This window comes from Duganella sp. SG902 (assembly GCF_013376005.1).
Lineage (GTDB): Bacteria > Pseudomonadota > Gammaproteobacteria > Burkholderiales > Burkholderiaceae_D > Rugamonas.
In genome coordinates this window covers 198,120-219,398 of the sequence record NZ_JABMJK010000012.1, presented here as the reverse complement: position 1 = coordinate 219,398, position 21,279 = coordinate 198,120, and the positions used below count along the sequence as shown (strand labels likewise).

24 protein-coding genes and 1 other RNA gene are annotated in these 21,279 nt (G+C 64.9%); 13 read left to right on the top strand and 12 right to left on the bottom strand.

What is annotated here, in order from left to right:
- The first annotated feature begins 463 nt into the window (after positions 1-463).
- Positions 464-1,408, top strand: a complete 945-nt coding sequence (locus FHW83_RS23295) for a DnaJ C-terminal domain-containing protein (RefSeq protein ID WP_176648737.1) — start codon at positions 464-466, stop codon at positions 1,406-1,408.
- A 2-nt stretch (positions 1,409-1,410) separates the two neighbouring features.
- Positions 1,411-1,719 (top strand): chaperone modulator CbpM, encoded by a 309-nt coding sequence (locus FHW83_RS23290; protein WP_218106415.1) that lies wholly within the window; start codon positions 1,411-1,413, stop codon positions 1,717-1,719.
- Here the strand turns inward: FHW83_RS23290 and FHW83_RS23285 are convergent.
- Positions 1,697-2,764: a LysR family transcriptional regulator gene (locus tag FHW83_RS23285; protein WP_176648735.1), complete on the bottom strand. Its 1,068-nt coding sequence runs from the start codon at positions 2,762-2,764 to the stop codon at positions 1,697-1,699. The genes FHW83_RS23290 and FHW83_RS23285 overlap by 23 nt on opposite strands.
- Before the next feature lie 101 nt (positions 2,765-2,865).
- On the opposite strand from FHW83_RS23285, the gene FHW83_RS23280 reads away from it, so the two are divergent.
- Genes FHW83_RS23280 through FHW83_RS23265 form a run of 4 tightly spaced genes read left to right on the top strand, consistent with a single transcriptional unit; the run spans position 2,866 to position 7,915 of the window.
- Positions 2,866-3,477, top strand: coding sequence for an FMN-dependent NADH-azoreductase (locus FHW83_RS23280; protein WP_176648734.1), 612 nt, complete (start codon positions 2,866-2,868; stop codon positions 3,475-3,477).
- 51 nt (positions 3,478-3,528) lie between these two features.
- Positions 3,529-4,425 carry a cysteine hydrolase gene (locus FHW83_RS23275; protein ID WP_176648733.1) on the top strand — a complete coding sequence of 299 codons (897 nt, stop codon included), beginning with the start codon at positions 3,529-3,531 and terminating at the stop codon, positions 4,423-4,425.
- On the top strand, positions 4,422-5,618 hold the full coding sequence (pncB, locus tag FHW83_RS23270) for a nicotinate phosphoribosyltransferase (protein WP_176648732.1): 1,197 nt from the start codon (positions 4,422-4,424) through the stop codon (positions 5,616-5,618). The genes FHW83_RS23275 and pncB overlap by 4 nt, the downstream gene beginning before the upstream one ends.
- Complete coding sequence (locus FHW83_RS23265; protein ID WP_176648731.1) at positions 5,615-7,915, top strand: bifunctional diguanylate cyclase/phosphodiesterase; 2,301 nt, start codon at positions 5,615-5,617, stop codon at positions 7,913-7,915. The genes pncB and FHW83_RS23265 overlap by 4 nt, the downstream gene beginning before the upstream one ends.
- Positions 7,916-7,931: 16 nt before the next feature.
- On the opposite strand, the gene FHW83_RS23260 is transcribed toward FHW83_RS23265, so the two are convergent.
- The 3 genes from FHW83_RS23260 to FHW83_RS23250 are packed head-to-tail and all read right to left on the bottom strand — an operon-like array spanning position 7,932 to position 9,243.
- On the bottom strand, positions 7,932-8,234 hold the full coding sequence (locus FHW83_RS23260) for a hypothetical protein (RefSeq protein WP_176648730.1): 303 nt from the start codon (positions 8,232-8,234) through the stop codon (positions 7,932-7,934).
- A gap of 37 nt (positions 8,235-8,271) precedes the next feature.
- A complete protein-coding gene (locus FHW83_RS23255; protein WP_176648729.1) occupies positions 8,272-8,571 on the bottom strand; it encodes an antibiotic biosynthesis monooxygenase in 300 nt (99 codons plus the stop codon).
- A gap of 27 nt (positions 8,572-8,598) precedes the next feature.
- Positions 8,599-9,243 (bottom strand): TetR/AcrR family transcriptional regulator, encoded by a 645-nt coding sequence (locus FHW83_RS23250; RefSeq protein WP_176648728.1) that lies wholly within the window; start codon positions 9,241-9,243, stop codon positions 8,599-8,601.
- Here FHW83_RS23250 and FHW83_RS23245 point away from each other — a divergent pair.
- From FHW83_RS23245 to FHW83_RS23225, 5 genes are all read left to right on the top strand, one after another.
- A complete protein-coding gene (locus tag FHW83_RS23245) occupies positions 9,223-9,399 on the top strand; it encodes a hypothetical protein (protein ID WP_176648727.1) in 177 nt (58 codons plus the stop codon). The two genes, FHW83_RS23250 and FHW83_RS23245, sit on opposite strands and share 21 nt — an antisense overlap.
- A 13-nt stretch (positions 9,400-9,412) precedes the next feature.
- Positions 9,413-10,243: a hypothetical protein gene (locus FHW83_RS30885; RefSeq protein ID WP_229224321.1), complete on the top strand. Its 831-nt coding sequence runs from the start codon at positions 9,413-9,415 to the stop codon at positions 10,241-10,243.
- Between the two features lie 172 nt (positions 10,244-10,415).
- Positions 10,416-10,775: a transfer-messenger RNA gene (gene ssrA / locus FHW83_RS23235) on the top strand.
- Between the two features lie 314 nt (positions 10,776-11,089).
- Entirely contained in the window at positions 11,090-11,461 is a 372-nt protein-coding gene (locus FHW83_RS23230; protein ID WP_176648726.1) for a hypothetical protein, read from the top strand.
- Positions 11,443-11,964: a PIN domain-containing protein gene (locus FHW83_RS23225; protein WP_176648725.1), complete on the top strand. Its 522-nt coding sequence runs from the start codon at positions 11,443-11,445 to the stop codon at positions 11,962-11,964. The genes FHW83_RS23230 and FHW83_RS23225 overlap by 19 nt, the downstream gene beginning before the upstream one ends.
- 158 nt (positions 11,965-12,122) lie before the next feature.
- Here the strand turns inward: FHW83_RS23225 and FHW83_RS23220 are convergent, their stop codons facing one another.
- Complete coding sequence (locus FHW83_RS23220; RefSeq protein ID WP_176648724.1) at positions 12,123-12,887, bottom strand: SDR family NAD(P)-dependent oxidoreductase; 765 nt, start codon at positions 12,885-12,887, stop codon at positions 12,123-12,125.
- A gap of 103 nt (positions 12,888-12,990) precedes the next feature.
- On the opposite strand from FHW83_RS23220, the gene FHW83_RS23215 reads away from it, so the two are divergent.
- On the top strand, positions 12,991-13,890 hold the full coding sequence (locus FHW83_RS23215; protein ID WP_176648723.1) for a LysR family transcriptional regulator: 900 nt from the start codon (positions 12,991-12,993) through the stop codon (positions 13,888-13,890).
- On the opposite strand, the gene FHW83_RS23210 is transcribed toward FHW83_RS23215, so the two are convergent.
- The gene (locus FHW83_RS23210) at positions 13,887-14,354 is read right to left on the bottom strand and encodes a carboxymuconolactone decarboxylase family protein (protein ID WP_176648722.1); all 468 of its coding nucleotides are present in this window, start codon (positions 14,352-14,354) and stop codon (positions 13,887-13,889) included. The two genes, FHW83_RS23215 and FHW83_RS23210, sit on opposite strands and share 4 nt — an antisense overlap.
- 85 nt (positions 14,355-14,439) lie before the next feature.
- Positions 14,440-15,312: an RNA polymerase sigma-70 factor gene (locus FHW83_RS23205; RefSeq protein ID WP_176648754.1), complete on the bottom strand. Its 873-nt coding sequence runs from the start codon at positions 15,310-15,312 to the stop codon at positions 14,440-14,442.
- A gap of 140 nt (positions 15,313-15,452) precedes the next feature.
- On the opposite strand from FHW83_RS23205, the gene FHW83_RS23200 reads away from it, so the two are divergent.
- On the top strand, positions 15,453-16,724 hold the full coding sequence (locus tag FHW83_RS23200; RefSeq protein ID WP_176648721.1) for an O-acetylhomoserine aminocarboxypropyltransferase/cysteine synthase family protein: 1,272 nt from the start codon (positions 15,453-15,455) through the stop codon (positions 16,722-16,724).
- A gap of 7 nt (positions 16,725-16,731) precedes the next feature.
- On the opposite strand, the gene FHW83_RS23195 is transcribed toward FHW83_RS23200, so the two are convergent.
- The 5 genes from FHW83_RS23195 to ompA all read right to left on the bottom strand — a co-directional run bounded on the left by FHW83_RS23195 (position 16,732) and on the right by ompA (position 21,213).
- Positions 16,732-17,826 carry a hypothetical protein gene (locus tag FHW83_RS23195; RefSeq protein ID WP_176648720.1) on the bottom strand — a complete coding sequence of 365 codons (1,095 nt, stop codon included), beginning with the start codon at positions 17,824-17,826 and terminating at the stop codon, positions 16,732-16,734.
- Between the two features lie 109 nt (positions 17,827-17,935).
- Positions 17,936-18,949 (bottom strand): hypothetical protein, encoded by a 1,014-nt coding sequence (locus tag FHW83_RS23190; protein WP_229224320.1) that lies wholly within the window; start codon positions 18,947-18,949, stop codon positions 17,936-17,938.
- A 72-nt stretch (positions 18,950-19,021) separates the two neighbouring features.
- Positions 19,022-19,705: an HAD family hydrolase gene (locus FHW83_RS23185; protein WP_176648719.1), complete on the bottom strand. Its 684-nt coding sequence runs from the start codon at positions 19,703-19,705 to the stop codon at positions 19,022-19,024.
- Positions 19,706-19,707: 2 nt separating this feature from the next.
- Positions 19,708-20,403 carry a bifunctional 2-polyprenyl-6-hydroxyphenol methylase/3-demethylubiquinol 3-O-methyltransferase UbiG gene (ubiG, locus tag FHW83_RS23180; RefSeq protein ID WP_176648718.1) on the bottom strand — a complete coding sequence of 232 codons (696 nt, stop codon included), beginning with the start codon at positions 20,401-20,403 and terminating at the stop codon, positions 19,708-19,710.
- A 93-nt stretch (positions 20,404-20,496) separates the two neighbouring features.
- Positions 20,497-21,213 carry an outer membrane protein OmpA gene (ompA, locus tag FHW83_RS23175; protein WP_176648717.1) on the bottom strand — a complete coding sequence of 239 codons (717 nt, stop codon included), beginning with the start codon at positions 21,211-21,213 and terminating at the stop codon, positions 20,497-20,499.
- Between the last annotated feature and the right edge of the window lie 66 nt (positions 21,214-21,279).

Here is a 21,279-nt window from a genome sequence, read left to right as displayed (position 1 = left end):
TGCAGTCCAACGTTTAACTTCCTCTTCCATAACCATGCTCACGTGATGTCCTTTCAGTATTATCACCTGAGCAGGAATTCACTGGGTCATTACAAGGAGCCGTTGCGAAATTCCAATGCCATTTAATCGTGACCTTTGTGCTTTACGGCTGCGTACAAAATACGTACAAAAAGCAGTAGCAGCCGCATACAAAAACAGTATTGCGGAGGCCGTGGAGGATGCATTCTAGTTGATTTTTAATCAACAAAAGAATGATGTTACTCAACTGTGAGAGCTCGTAAAGCTGCCCCTGCCCGACAAAGTTGGAAAAATCGAATTAACTTAGAAGTTGACAGCTTGCGGTAGCCTGCCTGATCTCATCCTTGCTGGACGTCTTGGCCACGACTTAAGGGTGACAGTATCTGCCTACACGTTTCGAGCTTTTTCGGTAGACTGATAGTCATAGCATACGGGAGCGGGCAACGTGGAATACAAGGATTACTACCAGACCTTGGGCGTGGCCAAGACGGCCAGCGACGAGGAAATCAAGAAGGCTTACCGCAAGCTGGTCCGCAAATACCATCCGGACGTCAGCAAGGAGGCGGACGCGCAAAAGAAAACCCAGGAAATCAACGAAGCGTACGGCGTGCTGGGCGACGCGGAGAAACGCGCCGCTTATGACGACCTCGGTCGCGGCCAGCAATACCGCGCCGGCCAGGAGTTCCGTCCGCCGCCGGACTGGGGGCGTGGCTTCGGCGGCGGCGCCGGCGGCGGTTTCGGTGGCGCCGGCGGCTTCGGCGGCGGCGATCCCGGCAGCGATTTTTTTGCCGACCTGTTCGCCAACCTGGGCGGCGGGCGCCGGCGTCAGGCGCCGCGGCGCGGCGAGGACAGCCACGCCAGCATCACCATCGATCTGGCCGACAGCTACACCGGCGCCACCCGCACCATCAGCCTGATGGTGGCCGAGCGCGACGCGCAGGACCGCATCGTCACGCGCGAGCGCAATCTCAGCGTCAACATTCCGAAGGGCGTGACGGCCGGCCAGCAACTGCGGCTGTCGGGCCAGGGCCAGCCGGGCGCGGCCGGACCGGGCGATTTGTACCTGGAAATCCAGTTCCGCCCGCATGCGCGCTACCGCGTCGACGGCCGCGACGTCTACCAGACGGTGCCGGTGGCGCCATGGGAGATGGCGCTGGGCGGCGAGATCGAGGTGGCCACGCCCTCGGGCAAGGTGAACGTGACGGTGCCGGCCGGTTCGCAAAGCGGGCGCAAGTTGCGCCTGCGCGGACGCGGCATTCCCGGCAAGGAGGCCGGCGACCTGTATCTGCTGCTGGAAGTGGTGCTGCCGCCGGCCGCCACCGACAAGCAGCGCGAACTGTATCAAACGATGGCGCGCGAGATGGCCTTCAATCCGCGCGCGGGAGGATGAGCATGGGACAAGCGATCGTAACTGCCGTACTGGTGGACGAGGCCGCGCTGACGCTGGAGGAACTGGCGCAGGCGTGCGCGGTGGAACCGGAATGGGTGGTGCAGCATGTGCGCACCGGCATCTTGCTCGACGATGCGCCCGAGCACAGCGCCGGCTGGCGCTTCACCAGCGCCGACCTGGTGCGGGCGCGCCGCCTGTGCCAGATCGAGCGCGACTTCGAAGCCAATGACGACGTGGCCGCGCTGGTGGTCGACCTGTCGGAGGAGATCCGCCGCCTGCGCGGCAAGCTCAACGCGGCCGGAGTGAAATAGCCGGGGCCACCGCCAGCCCGGCCGGCGCGTCGGCGTGCGGCGGGGTTGGCATGGCGCGGCGGTCGCGCTCGGTCGGCTGGTGGTAGGCTTGCGCCGCGTGGGCCTGCAATTCGCAGGTCTCGCGCTCTTTGAGCGGGGCGTCGCCAGCGCCCTGTTCCAGGTCGAGGAATTGCTGCATCAGCCAGCGCGTGGCCGGTCCCGGCTCCTCGTCGCCACGGCGGATCACGTACAGCGGGAAGCTGAACGAGCTGCCCTCGGCGATCTGCAGCTGCACCAGGCGGCCCGCGTCCAGATCCCATTGCACGAATTCCACCGGCATATTGCCCCAGCCGATGCCGTTGCGCAGCAGCGCATGCTTGGAGCTGAGGTCGCCCAGGCGCCAGTCGCGCAGGGCCAGCACGCCGAAGTCCTGGCCTTGGGTCAGGGTGCTGCGGTCGGTCAGCACCAGCTGGGTGTGCTCGCGCAGGACGGCGCTCGGCACGATGCCCTCGATCTGCGCCAGCGGATGGTCAGGCGCCACCACCGGCACCATGGTGACGAAGCCGCAGGCCTGGCGCTCGATCACGTCCGGCGTGCCCGGCACCCAGCCGCTGATGCCGATGCGGCAGGTGCCGTCCATCACCAGCTGGGTCACGGCGCCCAGCGCCTCGGTGCGCAGGCGCATGGAGACGGTTGGAAATTCCTTCTGAAAGGCGTGCAGGATGCGCACCAGCTTGCAGGTGGAGAACATCACGTCGACCACCAGCGACACCTCCGCCTCCAGCCCGGCCGACAGCGCCTTGGCGCGGGCGCGCATGCCGTCCACCTTGAGCGAGACCGCGCGCGCGTCGGCCAGCAAGGCCTTGCCGGCCTCGGTGAGCGTGGGCTTGCGCTTGCTGCGGTCGAGCAGCGCGACGTTGAGCTGTTCTTCAAGGTTGGCGATGGTGTAGCTGATGACCGACTGGGTGCGGTGCAGGGCCCGCGCCGCGTGGGCGAAGCCGCCATGGTCGATGACGGCGATGAATACGCGCAGCTGGTCGAGCGAGGGGAGGCCGGGATCTCTCATGATCGATTTTATCGATAAGTAAAATAGAAATAAACTGTATTTCCTCGATATTATAATCGTTTTATGATGCGGCCATTCCCTCACCGAAAGGACACCGCATCATGGCAAAAGTACTTCACATCGACAGCAGCGTGCGTAGCACTGGTTCCCTGACCCGCCAGCTGGGCGCCGAATTCATCGCCAAGCTGAAGGCGGCCGACCCATCGACCACTGTGGTCACGCGCGACCTGGCCGCCAGCCCGGTGCCGCACCTGACCGAGCAAATGCTGGGCGCCTACTTTACCCCGGCCGAGCAGCGCAACGCCGAGCAAGCCTTCACCATCAAGACCTCGGACACCCTGGTCGATGAACTGCTGGCCGCCGACACCATCGTCATCGGCGCGCCGATGTACAACTTCTCGGTCACCTCGGGCCTGAAGGCCTGGATCGACCACGTGGCCCGTGCCGGCCGCACCTTCAAGTACGGCGCCAACGGCCCTGAAGGCCTGGTGCACGGCAAGAAAGTGATCGTGTTCGTGGCCACCGGCGGCGCCTACAGCGAAGGCCCGGCCGCCGCCTACGACCACACCACCACCTATCTGCGCTCGGTGCTGGGCTTCCTGGGCATGACCGACGTCACCTTCGTGGTGGCCGAAGGCGTGGCGATGGGCGAAGAGGCGGTCAACGCCGCCCTGGCCAAGAGCCGCGCGCAGATCGAGGCGATCGCCGCCTAAGCAATTCGCGCTCCGTGCGGTATCATGGGGACTCTTTGCAACGGAGTCCCCATGAAACGGAATCTGCATCTCTTGATGATAGACCCGCAAAACGATTTTTGCGACCTGCCGGAAATCTACCGTCCGCTCGATCCGGTCAGCCGCCAGCCCCTGGCGCCATCCCTGCCGGTGCCGGGCGCCCACCAGGACATGCTGCGCCTGGCCAGCCTGATCAACCGCGGCCGCGCCGGCCTGACGGCGATGAGCGTCACGCTCGATTCCCATCACCGTTTCGACATCGCCCACCCGACCTTCTGGATCGCCGCCGACGGCGCCCCGGTCGCGCCGTTCACTGAAATCACCGCCGCCGACGTGCGTGCGGAAAAATACCTGCCGCGCCATCCGGCCGGCCTGCCGCTGGCGCTCAACTACCTCGACCGTCTGGAGGCGGCCGGCCGCTACAAGCTGATGGTGTGGCCGGTGCACTGCGAGATCGGCAGCTGGGGCCACAACGTCCATGCCGACGTGCGCGCCGCCTACAGCCACTGGGAGGAAGCGTCGCTCGGCATCGTCGCCAAGCTGGCCAAGGGTTCCAATCCCTGGACCGAGCACTATTCCGCCGTGCAGGCCGAGGTGCCGGACGCCGACGATCCCGACACCCAGTTCAACGTCAAATTCGTGCGCTCGCTGGCCGAGGCCGACCGCATCTACGTGGCCGGCGAGGCCGGCAGCCACTGCGTGAAGGCCACGGTCGAACACATCGCCGATTACTTCGCGCGGGAATACGGCGCCGGATCGCTGAGCAAGCTGGTGCTGGTCACCGACTGTATCAGCCCGGTGAGCGGCTTCGAGGCGCAATACCAGGCTTTCCTGCAGGCGATGCGCGCGCGCGGCGTGCAACTGATGCAGTCGGCCGACGTGTTGCCCGAATTGCTGGACAATGCCAGCCGCAGTGTGGAGAGTGCATGAATCAGCCCATCATCCGTAGCCTGCTGGAGACGGATCTGTACAAGTTCACCATGTGGCAGGCGCTGCTGCACGGTCATCCCAACTCCCACACCGAATACGAATTCGTTTGCCGTAACACGCCGGCGTTCCCGCTGGCCGATTTGCGCGAGGAAGTCGAGCGCGAGCTCGACCACCTGTGCTCGATGAGCTTCCGCGACGATGAACTGAACTACCTGCGCTCGCTGCGCTACATGAAAAGCGACTTCGTCGACTTCCTCACAGTGTTCCGTTTCCAGCGCAAGTTTATCGAGGTGCGCAGCGACGGCGACACGCTGGTGATCCACGCCAGCGGGCCGCAAGTGCACGTGATGGGCTTTGAAATCTACGTGCTGTACATCGTCAACGAGCTGTATTTCCGTCGTTTCGACCAGGCGGCCGCGCTGGCCGAGGGACGCCAGCGGCTGGCCGCCAAGATCGCCGCTCTGAAAGCCTTCAGCGCCGAACCGGCGCGCCGCTTCCCGTTCGAGTTTTCCGACTTCGGCACGCGCCGCCGCTTTTCCGGCGCCTGGCATGACGAGGTGGTGCAGCGCCTGGCGCGCGAGGTGCCGGAGTATTTCAAGGGCACGTCCAACGTCTACCAGGCCATGCGGTTCGGCCTGATCCCGATCGGCACCATGGCGCATGAGTACATGCAGTCGTTCCAGGCCTTTGGCGTGCGGCTGCGCGATTTCCAGAAGGCCTCGCTGGAGGCGTGGGTGCAGGAGTATCGCGGCGACCTCGGTGTGGCGCTGACCGACGTGGTCGGCATGGACGCCTTCCTCGACGACTTCGACCTGTACTTCGCCAAGCTGTTCGACGGCCTGCGCCACGACTCCGGCGATCCGGTGGTGTGGGGCGAGAAAGCCATCGCCCACTACGCGGCGCTGCGCATCGACGCCGGGACCAAGCGGCTGGTGTTCTCGGACGGCCTGAACCTGGACAGCGCCATCGCCCTGTACCGCCACTTCGCCGACCGCATCATGACCGGCTTCGGCATCGGCACCCATCTGACCAATGACGTCGGCCTGGCGCCGCTCAACATCGTCATGAAGCTGGTGTGCTGCAACGGCCAGTCGGTGGCCAAGCTGTCCGACTCGCCCGGCAAGACCGTCTGCAAGGACGAGACCTTCCTGGCCTACCTGCGCCAGGTGTTCAACCATCCGGCCGCCGCATGAATTACTTGTACTTGATCAGCACCGGCATGTACCTGGTGATCGGCCTGGTGCTGCTGCTGGTGTGGCGCCGCCATCGCGCCCAGACCTTCGCGCGCGACATGGGTTGTTCGACCATGTTCACCGCGCTGCTGCCGTTCGGCTACCTGGTGGCCACCGCCGCGCCGGCGCCGTGGCAGGCGCTGGGCATGCCGCTGGTGGTGCTGGGCGCCATTCCCAATTTGTTGTTCCTGACCTCCGGTGTGATGCAACTGTCCGGCCGCAAGCTGCCGCAGGGCGCCGCCGCGCTGCTCATCGTGCTGGCGCTGGCCGCGCTGGTGCTGCCGCATCGCGACGACAAGCTGCTGTACTGGCCGCTGTTCAATATGAGCGTGCTGCTGACGATGGGGGCGCTGGCGATCAACTGGCTGTGGCGCACCGGCGCCGCCGTGCGGCTGGTCGGACCATTGCTGATCGCGCTGGGCCTTAACCAGCTGCTGTTGATCGCCTACGGCGAGCAGGCGCTGGCGCCCAACATCATCATCGCCACCATGTTGCGGGCCTTGATCGGCTCGGTGTTCATGCTGTCCGCGCTGGATGGCGCGCTGCGCGATGCCAGCAAGATGGCGACCCGTTTCCAGCTGTTGACCGAACATTCGCAGCAGGGCGTGGTCGTGACCGATGGCGCGCGCATCCTGTACGCCAATCCGGCCGTGCGGCGCATCTACGGCGTGCCGCTTGGCCTCGACAGCCCGGTCGCGCTGGCCGAGCTGCCGCCATCCGCCTTCAGCGCCGATCTGCTGCAGCACCATCACCAGCAGATACAGAGCGGCCAGACCGAGGTCGCCAGTTGGGAAGGGCGGCGCCAGGTGGCGGATGGGCGCCAGCTGGAGTTGCGTTTCGAGGCGTGGCGCGTGGAGTGGGATGGCTCGCCCGCCACGCAAGTGCTGATCACGGACGATACCGAGCGCAACGCCAACGCGCGCGAGCTGCTGCACCAGGCCACCCACGACAAGCTGACCGGCCTGCCCAACCGCGCGGTGCTGATGCAGCGCCTGAACGAATACTGCTACCTGACCGACGGCTCGCCGCCGTGCACGCTGGTGGTGTTGAACATCGACCGCTTCAAACTGTTCAACCAGAGCCAGGGGCTGGTGGCTGGCGACCAGCTGCTGAAAGCCTTCGCCGCGCAGCTGCGCGAGGTGCTGGGCACGCGCGCCGAGATGATGCGCCTGGGCGGCGATGAATTCGCCATCGTCGACCCGGACGGCGGCGCGCCGCGCGAGCTCGCGTCCAAGCTGGAGGAGGCCTGCGCGCGGCCGGTCAAACTGGCCGGCGGCGAGTACGTGATCGACGCCTCCATGGGCCTGGCCATCTTCCCCGATCACGCGGTGGACGCGGAAGCGCTGCTGCGCGCGGCCAACGCCGCCATGTACCAGGCCAAGCGCATCCCCGGCACCGCGCTGTCGATGGCCGAGCGGCGCTTCGCGCAAATGTCCAGCACCGCGCTGGAAAACGAACAGGCGCTGCGCAAGGGTATCCGCAACCAGGAGCTGTATCTCGACTACCAGCCCAAGATCGACGCCGTCAGCGGCAGGCTGCTGGGTTTCGAGGCGCTGGCGCGCTGGCAGCGGCCCGGCATCGGCATGGTCAGCCCGGTGGAATTCATCGCCATTGCCGAGCGCACCGGCCAGATTCCCGAACTGGGCGCCATGTTCCTGGAACGCGCCTGCCGCCAGATCGCCGCCTGGCGCCGCGAGCTGGGCGACTGCGTGCCGGTGGCGGTCAACGTCTCGCCGATGCAGCTGCTGAACAAAGGCTTCCCGCAACTGGTGCAGCGCATACTGCGCGAGACCGGCATCCCGGTGCATTGCCTGACCTTGGAAATCACCGAGAGCGCGGCGGTGGAAAACCTCGAGGACACGCAAAACCAGCTGCAGCAATTGCGCGCCTTGGGCATCGAGGTGGCGATGGACGATTTCGGCACCGGCTTTTCCTCGCTGAGCATGCTGCGCGAGCTGCCGCTGAACACACTCAAGATCGATCGCGGCCTGATCGCGCCGCTGCCGGCGGCCGACGCGGTGGCGGTGGTGACGGCGATCTGCCAGCTGGCGGGCGCCCTGGACTTGCAGGTGGTGGCCGAGGGCATCGAAACGCTGGAGCAAGCGATTGCCGCGCGTGACGCTGGATGTCACGCGTTACAAGGCTATTACTACGCGCGCCCACTGACCGTGGCCGACGCCGGCGGCTGGCTGCGGCGTCGGTTCAACCGTGGCGAGGTGCATGGCGCCGATGACGACGAGACCGCGCTGGCCGGCTAGCTTGCGGCGGCGCGCTTCAGGCTTCGCGCGCGCCGTAGCCGCCCATGATGGAATCGGCCTTGTCGCGTTCGTCGTCGTCGTAGATATCGACGGTCAGCATGGCGCCGCTGCGCTGGCGCGCGGCCGCCGCCGCGGCGGGCCCGCCCGGCGTGAGCGCGTCGAGCAGGTTGCCGACCGTGCTGGTCGCCACGTTGGGCGGCAGCGAGGTGTGCTTGGTCAGCTTCACGCTCGATAGCGGGAAACCGTTGGACAGCAAGGCGCTGCGGGCGCTTTCGGCGTCCGTCACCTGCTCGAAGTTGCGATGGATGCTGCGGGTCATGATGGCCTCCTGCTGAGACACATGTGCGTGGCGGCGGTCAGAAGCCGGCCACCACGGTGTGGAAATGCTCTACCTTCGGCGGCAGCGCGAAATAGCCGCCGACCAGCCCACGCCAATCCTGGAAACCGCTGCTGCCGCGGAAATCGACCGTGTGATTTTCCAGCGTCTGCCATTGGATCACCAGGTGATACGTGTCCGGCGTTTCGATATCGCGGTCGAGTCGCATCGACAGACAACCCTTGGCGGCCTTGAAAATCGGCACCGCTTCAGCGACGGCGGCCTGGAAGGCGTCGTGGGCTTCGGGCTTGATGTACAGCTCGGCGATCTCGTAAATCATGGACATTCCTGGACAGTGGGCGATGCTCTATTGTGCCTCAACTGCGGCCGGCGTGCGCAGGATGAAGCGCATGGCCTGTTGCGCCAGCTGCTGAACGTCGGCGCCGTTGCCGGGCTTGTACCACTGCACTGTCCAGTTGAGCGCGCCGAACACCAGCAGGCGGTCGAACTGCGAGGGCATGCTCCAGTCGCCCGAATGGTGCAGGGCAGCAATCGCATTGTCCCAAATGGCCTCGTAGCGGTCCTTCAGCGCGCCGATGCGCGCGCGCGAGGCCTCGTCCAGCGAGCGCCACTCGTACAGCAGCACGGCGATGAAATGGCGGTCGGGCGCCAGCAGCGCTTGCAGGTGCTGCTCGACCAGGCGCTGCAGCAGGGCGCTGGGGGCCAGCGGCTGGGCGGCGATCTCCTCGATCTCGGCCAGCGCGTGCCGCAGGCCCTGTTCCATGATGGCGGCCAGGATGTCCTGCTTGGTCTTGAAGTGATAAAACCAGCTGCCGGCCTGGATGCCGGTGGCGGCGGCGATATCGCGCACAGTGGTGTTGTCATAGCCCTTGGTGCGGAACAACTCGGCGGATTTTTCGATCAACTCGGCGCGCAGGCCGCCGCCTTCGCCCTTTTGGGGGCGTCCGCGTTTCTTCGGCGGGGGCACAGCATGGACAGCGGCATCGTGCATGGCGAGGTCGGTAGCTGGAATGATGACAGTCTCATTCTAATGCAGGGCTGGCATGAATTCATTAAACTGCTGAGTCGTGTGCTGCGGCGCAACAACAGCGCACGTTTGATCTGGATCATGCCACAGCCGGGCTGTCGTCTTAAGCTCGACGGATGACAAGGGGACGACCATGAACGCACCGGCTCAGCTTGACAACCTCAATCGTGCCGCGGAGGATGAAGAAATGGATACCGCGATCGACATGCTCTGGCAAGACCTGAACGCCCGGCTCGACGAAGTCAACGCCCGGATCGCCGACTCGCGCAAGGAGGCGAACGACAACTACCGTCTGGTGGAGGCCAAGATTGCCGAAACGCGGCGCGAGGCGCAGGACAATCTCAAGCAGGTGGAAGCCCGGATCAGCGAATTCCGGCGCGAAACGCAAGAGAATTTCAAGGCGGTCGAAGCCAGAATTGTCGATTCCCGCAGGGAAACCAGCGACAATTTCAAGGCGGTCGAAGCCCGAATTGTCGATTCGCGCAAGGAAACCAGCGACAATTTCAAGGCGGTCGAAGCCAGAATTGTCGATTCTCGCAAGGAAACCAGCGACAATTTCCGGGCGGTCGAGGCGCGAATAGCCGAAGGGCGCAGGGAAACCATCGGCAATCTGCGCGCAGTCGAGGCGCGGATAGCCGAAGGGCGCAGGGAAACTAGCGATAACTTCCGAGCAGTTGAAGCGCGAATTGTCGAATCGCACAAGGAGTCGCTCGACAACTTCCGTCTGGTGGATGCCAAAATTTCAGAAACACACAGGGAGACAACGGCCCGTATTGATGCGATGGCGCGGGAAACCACCGCGCGTCTCGAAGCGTTGACAAGGGAAACCACGATCCGGATCGACACCTTGTTCAGCGAAAGCGGCAAACGCATGGATCGCGGCGATGTGCAGTTCCGCTGGCTGGTGGGCCTGCTCGCAGCCAGTCTGCTGGGCATTGCCGGCCTATTGATCAAAATGCCATAAGGGGTGTTGGTGCCGGTATATTTCCCGACCGCCGGCGCCGGTAGTAGCCGCCCGCGAGGGGCGCTAAGTGGTCGTTCCATGTGAGAACTGTGAGCATCATAACGCCCGAATATGACCGGCGTTTGACGTACGTGGCGGGGGCGGGCAAAGTGCTGTAGAATAGGAAGTCTGTGGGGACGACCTGGTTTCGACGTGGGTTGCAAAGCAGAGCAGGGCATACCGAGGCCTGGTTACCTCGTAAATACACCCAGAAATCAATAACTGCAAACGATAACTCGTACGCACTGGCAGCCTAAGGGCTGTTAGCTCCTAAACGCTTCTTCCCTGGGGCGGGCCGTTAAAAGCTAAGGAGTCATTTACAGGGAATCGCGCTGTAACGGGTCACTTGAAGCAGCGCTAAATCTAAGGTGAATCGCCTGTCCAAAACGTGCACATCCGTGTTGTACAGGTTAAATTAAATGATAGTGCTAAGTATGTAGAACTGTCTGTGGAGTGCTTGCGGACGCGGGTTCGATTCCCGCCGTCTCCACCAACGAACAATCTGGCAGCATCCAACGCCGTCCAAGTGACGGCGTTTTCTTTTCTATTCCAATTAGTTGGCCTCTTAGCGATATACATCTCTAGTAGTGCCTGTCTAAGCGGGACACTTTCCTCAACGACATGATTATTCATCTCATGTAGGCGCGCTTTAGCAGTGGATGCCCGGCTTTTGAGTTGGAACAGCGGGCGCAGTGGTAGCGCAAGCCTATCGTTCGATGAAGTGCTTAAAATTTAATCACCGCAGTGCATATTTAGCGGGGAAATGCTATTGTATGCCCTGCAATCACAAAGAGTATGGAGGCTATCGTGGCCACAGAAAAGGAACACAAACAACTCACGGCGCTGCCCCTTTTGGTGTCAGGTGGCCCATACGCTGACTTGCCTCGCGCCACGCGACCGGTGCCGTATAACATTGGCAAGGTGCAGGTTGCGGACATGGCTGCCACTGACCTCACCAAGCTCGGCGACCACGGCATTCTAAACGTCATCACGCGCGATCGAGTCAAAACCCCATCCGAAGTTGAAAAGCAGCAGAGCGAGGAACGCGCCAAAAAGCTGGCTCGCCGTAACGAATTGATCGACAAGCTGGCTGGCGCCTGGGCGAAGCGCTTGGGCGAACCCGTCGATGGTGTGGAATACCAGAATAAGATGCGTGCCGCATGGGATCGAAATTCCTGATCGACACAAATATCTGGATTGACTGGCTCGGCAGCGCGCCGGAGGCAACCGCGACAATCAAGAACGTAGAGGACGCGGCCATTAGCGCAATCACATACATGGAGGTCGCGTCAGGCTGTTCCCCTTCGGAAAAAGCCGTCTTCGACTTGATGCTTGAAAACGGCGTCGAAATTATTGACACGAATTCCAAGATCACACAGCTGGCCACCGCCTTCAACCAAGACCCGAATACCTGGCGCGGCCGGGGCAATAAGCACCTGCCCGACGCGATCATTGGCGCCACCGCTGTGGTCACAGATCGCATCTTGCTCACCCGAAACCCTGGCGACTTCAAGAACTGCACAGGCATCACGGTGGTGGCGCCATATCAGGGGAAATGGACCAAGACTGTCGTCAATGGCGTCGAGGTGAAAACATGGACCCCGGCCCCGGTCATAACTGCTGCCGCAGCTCCCACAGGTCCCGCGCCTGCGGCTGGCGCAATGCCGCCAGCGACCCCATAGGCCGAGTAGCCATCCTGGGGCACTACCGGCCGTGCAGCCAGTCGTCTCCGGCCATCTGCGCGTCCAGGGGCGCTTCGCTGAGCGCCTTCCACCAGATCGCCGCGCCCTCGGCGGTGCCCGCCCCAGGGAACGCGCCACCGCCACCTCAGGCCAGCGCCTTAAATCTGCGCGATACCACCGTCCACAAACAACTCAATCCCGTTGATGAAGCTGCTGTCGTCGGAGGCCAGGAAGGTCACGGCCTTCGCCACTTCCGACGGCTGGCCCAGGCGGCCGATCGGCACCAGCGAGGCCAGGTGGCCCAGCAGGCCGCTTTGCTGTTCCTGCGGCACCAGACCTGCCAGGCCGGGCGTGTGCACCGGGCCGGGGCTGATGGCGTTGACGCGGATGTTGCGTGGTTTCAGGTCCAGCAGCCAGTTGCGCGCGAAGTTGCGCACGGCCGCCTTGCTGGCGCTGTAGACGCTGAAGTTTTCCGTGCCCTGCACCGAGGTGGTCGACGCCGTCAGGATCACCGAGCTGCCATCCTTCAGCAGGCGCAGCGCTTTTTGCACGGTGAACAGGGTGCCTTTCACATTGCTGTCAAAGATGCGGTCGAAGTGCTCCTCGGTCACGTCTTGCAGCGCCATCATGTCGCCGCCGCCGGCGTTGGCGAACAGCACGTCCAGGTGGCCCGAGCGGCTTTCGATTTCAGCGAAGATGCGGTCCAGGTCGGACAGGCTGGCGACGTCGCCCCGGATGCCGTAGGCGGTGGCGCCGCCCTCGCGCAGGGTGGCGACCGCCGCGTCCAGTTCGGCCTGGCGGCGGCCGGTGATGTACACCACCGCGCCTTGTGCCGCGAAGTCTTGCGCCGACGCCAGCCCGATGCCGGTGGTGCCGCCGGTAACCAATGCTACTTTGCCCGCCAGTTTGTGTGCGTTGCTCATGATGGAACTCCTCGTAATGTGTGGTTGATGGAGGCCACTTTACGCTCCGCGAACTATTGGATAAAGTAGTGATAATTAAATAGATTATTTCTGCGGATGAATAATGGATCAATTACAGTCGATACGCGCGTTTGCCCGTGTGGTGGAGGGGGGTAGCTTCACCAAGGCGGCCGATACGCTGGGCATGCCCAACGCCAGCCTGACCAAGGCGATCCAGCAACTGGAGGCGCATCTGCGCGTCAAGCTGTTGTTGCGTACCACACGCCGGGTGTCGGTCACGCCGGAAGGCGCGCAGTATTATGAAAAGACCCAGCGCCTGCTAAAGGAGCTCGAGGACGTGGATGCCAGCTTTGGCGCTTTACAGTCGCGCCCGCGCGGCCATTTACGGATCGACATGGGCAGTTCAACCGCCAGCTTGGTGGTGCTGCCGGCCTTGCCGGATTTCCTTGAACGCTATCCCGACATCCGCGTCGACCTCGGCGTGTCGGACAAGCACGTCAACCTGATCGGCGACAATGTCGATTGCGTGATACGCGGCGGCGAGTTGACCGACCTGTCGCTGGTCGGCCGCCAGATCGGCAGCGCTTCGTGGGTGACGTGCGCCACGCCGGCGTATCTGCGCGCGCATGGCACGCCGCGGCATCCATCGGAGCTGGAAGAGGGCCATGTGGTGGCGCACTACCTGTCCACGCGCACCGGCCGTGGCATGCCGCTCAATTTCGAGCGGGATGGCGAAAAACTGGCCATCCACGGCACGCGCGGCGTGGGCGTCAATGAAAGCAGCGCGCACGTGGCCGCCGGCCTGGCCGGCCTCGGCATCCTGCAGACCTTCAAATACGCGGCGGCGGCGCACCTGGCCAGCGGCGCGCTGGTGCCCATCCTCGAACAGTGGCAGCCGGCGCCGTATCCGTTTTACGTGGTGTTCCCGTCCAACCGCTACGTGAGCAACCGGCTGCGCGTGTTCATCGACTGGGCCGCCGAGCTGTTCGCCAAGCTCGATTAGAAGCCTGGCGGCGGCACTTCCGGGATCTGGTTGTGCAGGCTGGCGTTGATGAGGTTCCACGCGCGGATGGTGGCGATGGCGTAGCTCAGCTCGGCGATTTCGGTGTCGCTGAAGTGGGCTTTCAGCAGGTCGAAATCGGCGTCGCTCGGCTGCTTGTGGGGTAGGGCGTTGGCGGCCTCGGCCCAGTTCAGCGCGGCGCGCTCGCGCTCGCTGAAGAAGGAGGCCGGGGCTTCGCGCCAGCCGGCGATGGCGTTCAGGTGGCGTGGCGCCACCTCCTGTTTCATCAGGTCGCGCCAGTGCATGTCCACGCACACGCCGCAGCCGTTGATCTGCGACACGCGCAGGTTGATCAGCTCCACCAGGCGCGCGCCCAGCGAGCTTTTCTTGACGGAGCCGGACAGCGCGATCATGGCCTGCAGGTTGGCCGGGGCGAGCTGGAAGAAGGGAATGCGAGCTTGGGTCATGATTGCCTCTCAGTGTCAGCGGAAGGCGCACCATTGCGCCATCCATACCTGTTAGACGGGCCGTCCGCGCCGCTTGTGACAGCTTTCAGGAAATAGTTTGTGGCACGCCGGTCAATTTGTCCGGATTGCGGACGATGAACACGGCCACGATGCGCTCATCCTCGATCACGAACGATTGCGCCGATTCCAGTTTGCCGTCGACATAGCGCACCAGCCCCGGCTGGCCATTGACGCGCGCCTGACGGTACACCACCTGCCGCGGGAAATGATGTTCCAGCGACCAGAACGAGCCCGCCACGCGGCCGGCGCCGCGCAGGATGTGCAGGTAGGAGTTGACCTTGCCGCCGCCGTCGGCCACCAGCTGCACGTCGTCGGCCAGCATGGATTTCATGGCCGCGCGGTCGCCCACCTGCGCCGCCGCGATGAAGCGGCCCAGCAGCGCGTGGTGCTGCTCGCGCGCCACCGGAAAGCGCGGTTTTTGCTGTTGCACACGTTCCTGCGCGCGGTGCACCATCTGCCGGCAGGCGGCCTCGCTCTTGCCGAGGATGGCGGCGATATCGGCGTAATCGTGCTCGAACACTTGCCGCATCAGAAAGGCCGCGCGCTCCTCTGGCGACAGCCGCTCCAGCACCCACAGGAACGCCATCGACACCTCGCTGGCCATTTCCGCCTGGCTTTCCGGCGTGTGCTCGTCCAGTTCGACGATGGGCTCGGGCAGCCACCAGCCCACGTACGATTCGCGCTCGGCGGCGCGGGCGCGCAGGCGGTCGATGGCCAGCCGGGTGGTGATGGTCACCAGCCAGGCCTCGGGCGATTGCACGGCGTCCCGGGCGCTGCCGTGCCAGCGCAGCCAGGCGTCCTGCACCACGTCCTCGGCGTCGGCACGGGTGCCCAGCATGCGGTAGGCGATCGAGAACAGGCGCGGTCGCAGCGCGGTAAAAATAGGGGTATCGGTCATCATGACACTCAGACGTGCCAGCTGGCTGGTTTGTGACAGCATACCTTATCCGAAATGCGCATTTGCTTTTTTGGAATCATTCGTGGCCGTGCCGCTCGTTTCCCGCTACCGTTTCACGCATCACCCAACAAGGAGACCGCATGAAACTGGAAACCATCGCCGTCCACGGCGGCTACAGCCCGGACCCGACCACGCGCGCGGTGGCCGTGCCGATTTACCAGACCGTGGCCTACGCCTTCGACGACACCCAGCATGGCGCCGACCTGTTCGACCTGAAAGTGCAGGGCAATATCTACACCCGCATCATGAACCCGACGCAGAACGTGCTGGAGGAGCGGCTGGCCGCGCTGGAGGGCGGGGTCGGCGCGCTGGCGCTGGCGTCGGGCCAGGCCGCCATCACCTACGCCATCCAGACCATCGCCGAGGCCGGCGACAACATCGTCTCTGCCGCCACCCTGTACGGCGGCACCTACAACCTGTTCGCCCACACGCTGCCGCAGTACGGCATCAGCACCCGCTTCGCCGACGCGCGCGATCCGGCCTCCTTCGGCCAGCTGATCGACGAGCGCACCAAGGCGGTGTTCATCGAATCGATCGGCAACCCGCTCGGCAACATCACCGACATCGCGGCGATCGCCGCCGTCGCCCACCAGCACGGCGTGCCGCTGATCGTCGACAACACGGTGGCCACGCCTTACCTGCTGCGCCCGTTCGAGCACGGCGCCGACATCGTGGTGCACTCGCTGACCAAGTACCTGGGCGGCCACGGCAACTCGGTCGGCGGCGCGATCGTCGATTCCGGCAAGTTCCCGTGGGAGCGGCACAAGCAGCGCTTCAAGCGCCTGAACGAGCCGGACGTGTCCTATCACGGCGTGGTCTACACCGAGGCGCTGGGCGCGGCCGCCTACATCGGCCGCGCGCGCGTGGTGCCGCTGCGGAACACCGGCGCGGCGCTGTCGCCGTTCAACGCCTTCCTGATTTTGCAGGGCATCGAAACGCTGGCGCTGCGCATGGAGCGGATTGTCGACAACACGCGCAAGGTGGCGCAGTTCCTCGGCCGGCATGCCAAGGTCAAGTGGGTCAATTACGCCGGGCTGGAGGACCACAAGGACCACGCGCTGGCGCGCAAATACCTGGGCGGCCGTCCGTCCGGCGTGCTGACCTTCGGCGTGCAGGGCGGGGTCGACGGCGGCGCGCGCTTCCAGGACGCGCTCAAGCTGTTCACCCGGCTGGTCAACATCGGCGACGCCAAGTCGCTGGCCTGCCATCCGGCGTCCACCACCCACCGCCAGCTCAACGAGGAGGAGCTGGCCAAGGCCGGCGTCACCGGCGACACCGTGCGGCTGTCGATCGGCATCGAGCACAGCGACGACCTGCTGGCCGACCTGGAGCAGGCGCTGGCGGCGGTTTAGGGCTAAGTCACGGCTTGGCGGTCTTGTCCGGCACGCGGGTGACGAGGACCTCGCCGTCGACGATGCTGCAGTCGATGATGTGGCTGCGCGAGGAACCGGTGTGGCGCGAGGTGAGCTCGTGGTACTGGCCGGCGTCCTCCAGCCGCAGGTCGATGCGGAAGCTTTGCAGCTGGTTGGCGGCCTGCGCCTCGCGCAGGCGCTGCTTGCGCACCTCGGCCTCCTTGTCGCTGCGGCCGTGCATCTCCGGCCCCTCGAAGTAGCGGATCAGCGCGCATTCGATGATGTCGATGCGGTCCTTGAGCAGCATGTCGGCCGCCACCGGGTTCTGGTTGGCTTCCAGCTCGGCCGGGTCGCCGTCGTCCGACAGCACCTCCACGTTGAAGCGCTGGATCAGCAGCAGCATGTCGTTGTCCTCGCTGAACCTCTGGTGCACGCGCTGCACCGGCACCAGGCGCGCGCGCGCCAGCCGGCCCAGCGGGTCCTTGGTCTGGCCGACGTATTGCACCTCGGTCTTGTAGTTCAGGTTGTTCTCGTATTGCTGCAGCACGTCGTGGATCGAGAGCGCCTCGATCAGGCCGCCCCAGTTGAGGGTGATGAAGCGGTCGGTCAGCACCACCGACGGTTTTTTCAGCGTGGCGGCGAACGGCACCGTCAGTTCCAGCGTCAGCGTGTCCTTCTTTTCCTCCGGCCCCACCAGCAGCGGCACGGTCAGCTTGAGCGAGAAGAAACCCCAGCTGGTGGCGCGCGCGGTGTCGAAGCGCACCCGCGGGCGGGTGACGGCAAAGTAGAGCAGGCGCTTCTCGCTGGTCGCCTCGAGGTCGAACTGCATGCGGCGCAGGTGGCGGCCGACCGGGTCGCGGATGTCCGGCACCTCGGGGAAGCCGGCGATCAGGTCGTACCAGTGGAATTTGGCGTCGGCCACCGTCACCACCCAGGTCTGGGGCGCGGCGGTGCGCTGCGGCATCAGCGGCAGCAGTTCCTCCATCGCGTCCGGCGGCGGCGCCAGCAGGTCGTGGAAAGGCTCGGGCGCCTCCTCGAACAGCGCGCCGATGCCCAGCTCTTCCGGCGACGGATCTGGGTAATCGTCGTCGTCATTGCTCATGTTGCGCGCTCCAAGTGTCTCATCGTGATGTGATTATAGTGCCTCTGGTGTGATATTTCCATGTGGAAACATCGGCCTCGGCAAAGAATATCACCCAATGTAACACCAGTCAGCTTTTACCCGCCTTGAGCACGGTTGGCAGTGGCATGGACGCAACCTGGGCCTGGCCATCGGCGATGAAGCAGCTCAGCAGGTGGCGCGCGGCGGCGCCGGCCGACGCCGAGCCGAGCTGATTGTAGCTGCCGCACGCCGGCGGCAACGCCAGGTCGATGGTGTACTGCGCCAGCTGGTTGGCCCGCTGCACCGCCGTCAGGCGCTCGCCGCGCTGGCGGCCGCGCGCCTGACCGCCCTCGAAGTGGCGGGCGAGGGCTGCCTCGATCAGGTCCACGCGCTCGGCCAGCAGGGTGTCCGCGACCAGCGGGTCGGTGTTGAACGGCAGGGCGGCCGGATCCCCCTCGGCGCAGTTGACCTCGACCTGGACGCCCAGCACCAGCAGCAGGGTGTCGTGCGCGGCGCCCGCCTGTTCGCGCAGCTGCCGCATGGCCGGCAGCCGGCCCCTGCCGAGTCGCGCCTCGGGGTCGTGCGTCTGGCCGACGAGGGCCACCGTGCCCGGCGGCTGGACGGCGGGCGCGTAGATGCGCAGAAGGTCGTGCACCGACAGCACCTCCACCGGGCCGCCCCAGTCGAGCGTGAGGAAACTCTCGGTCATGGCGATGGTCGGTTTTTTCAGCTTGGCCCCGAACGGCGCCTTGAGTTCGACCGTGACGCCGTCCTTGCGGCGCTCGGCGCCCAGCAGCAATGGCAAGCTCAGCTTGAGAGAGAAGAAGCCCCAGTGCAGCGCGCCGGCGATGTCGAAGCGCACGCGCGGCCGGCTGACGGCCAGGAACAGGTGACGGCGGGCGGCGGTGGCGTCCAGCTCGAATTCCATGCGGCGCAGGTAGCGGCCGACGGGGTCGCGGATGTCCGGCTTGTCGCCGATCTCGACCAGCGGGTCGTACCAGTAATACTTGGCGTCGGCCACGCGCACCATCCAGCTTTGCGGCGCGCCGGTGCGTTGCGGCAGCGCGGCGCCGGTGTCGGCCTGCGGCTGCGGGATGGGCGTGCCCGGCGCTGGGATATGCATGATCCACCTGAATTGTTGAGTACGGCTAGAGTACGCCGACTCTGTCCGTACAGCAACAAGAATCTCGGTGGGTCAGGCCGCCAGCGCGCCGGCCGGCAGGGTCGATCGCAGCAGCGACAGCAGTTCGGATGGTTGCTGGCACACGTGATCGGCCTGCCAGTGGAGCGGCTCGAGCGGGCCGCAATAGCCCCAGCCGCAGGCGATGGTCAGCATGCCGGCGGCCTTGCCGGCCTGGATGTCGCGCAGGTCGTCGCCCACGTACCAGCACTGTTCCGGCGCCAGTTGCAGGCGGCTGGCCGCCTCCAGCAGCGGCGCCGGGTGCGGCTTGGCGTGCGCCGTGGTGTCGCCGGAGATGGCGCAGGCCGCGTGCGCCAGGCCGATCCGCGGCAGCAGCGGGTCGGTGAAGCGCATGGGCTTGTTGGTGACGATGCCCCAGCGCAGGCCGGCCGCCTCGATCCCGTCCAGCAGCTCGCGGATGCCGTCGAACAGGCCGCTGTGCACGGCCATGGCGGCCTCGTAGTTGCTGAAGAAGCCGTCGCGCAGCTCGGCGTAGCCCTCGTCGTCCGGCGTGAGGCCGAAGGAGGCGCCGATCATGCCGCGCGCGCCGGCCGAGGCGGTCGGGCGCAGGATGTCGTAGGCGGTCGGCTCCAGCCCGCGCGCGGTGCGCAGCAGGTTGACGGCGGCGGCCAGGTCGGGGGCGGTGTCGGCCAGGGTGCCATCGAGGTCGAACAGGATGGCGCGTGGGGTGGCGGTCATGATCACAGTGGGCGGCGCGCGGCCACCAGGTAGTTGACGCTGGTGTCGTCGTTGAGCGAATAAATCTTGGTCAGCGGGTTGTAGCCCATGCCCTTGAAGCCCTGCACCTCCAGCCCGGCGCCGCGGATGAACTGCGACAGCTCGGCCGGGGTGATGAACTTCTCATAGTCGTGCGTGCCCTTGGGCAGCATGCGCAGGATGTACTCGGCGCCGATCACGGCGAACAGGTAGGACTTGGGGTTGCGGTTCAGGGTGGAGAAGAACACATGGCCGCCCGGCTTGACCAGGGCGGCGGCGGCGCGCACGATGGCGGCCGGATCGGGCACGTGCTCCAGCATCTCCATGCAGGTGACCACGTCGTACTGGCCGGGCTCCTGCGCGGCCATGTCCTCGGCGGCGATCAGCTTGTAGCGCACCTGCACGCCCGACTCCAGCGAATGCAGGTCGGCCACCTTCAGCGCCTTTTCGCCGAGGTCGATGCCGGTGACGGTGGCGCCCTTGCGCGCCATCGACTCGGACAGGATGCCGCCGCCGCAGCCGATGTCGATCACATTCCTGCCGGCCAGCGGCGCGCGGGCGTTGATCCATTCCAGCCGCAGCGGGTTAATTTCGTGCAGCGGGCGGAATTCCGAGGTCGGGTCCCACCAGCGGTGCGCGAGTTCGGAGAATTTTTGCAGTTCTAATGGATCGGCGTTCATGGCAACGATTGAAAAAGACTAATTCCGCTATTTTAATGCAGCGGCCATAAAAAAGCCCCGCCGAAGCGGGGCTCTTCAGTGGAGCGTCAGCAATTACTTGCTGGTGCCGACCACTTCGATTTCCACGCGACGGTTCTTGGCGCGGCCTTCGGCGGTTTTGTTGTCCGCCACAGGTTGTTTCTCGCCCTTGCCTTCGGTGTACACGCGGTTGGCTTCAACGCCTTTCGAGACGATGTAGGCCTTGACGGCTTCAGCGCGGCGTACCGACAGCTTCTGGTTGTACTCGTCGGTGCCCACGGAGTCGGTGTGGCCCACGGCGATGATGACTTCCAGGTTGATCGAACCCAGTTTCGAGGTCACGTCGTCCAGCTTGGCTTTGCCTTCCGGTTTCAGCACGGCCTTGTCGAAGTCGAAGAAGGCGTCGGCGGCGAAGCTCACTTTTTGCGCGGTTGGCACTGGTGCCGGGGTCGGTGCCGGGGCCGGGGCTGGCGCCGGTGCCGGGGCTGGCGCGACCGGTGGTGGCGGCGGTGCTACGCACTTGCCGTTTTCCAGCTTCTCTGGCTCAACGCAGATCGGCAGGTCGCAACCTGGCACGGCGTCGGCCGGGGTCCAGTAGCCGGTGCGCCAGCACAGGCCGAACGGGTCGCGCGCGATCACGCCGCGGGCGTCCTGCACGTAGGCGCTTTTCGGCGTCGGGGCCTTGATGTCCTGGGTGACGGGCGCGTACGGTGGCGCGGTTGGTGCGGTCTGGGCGATGGCAGAGCCAGCGAATGCAGCCGAGATGGCCAGCATCGAAATCAGTTTTTTCATATTTTTGTTCCTTTCGGGGGTGATATCTGCAGAAAACTGCGTGACGTAGTTCTTTGCGTGGGGCGA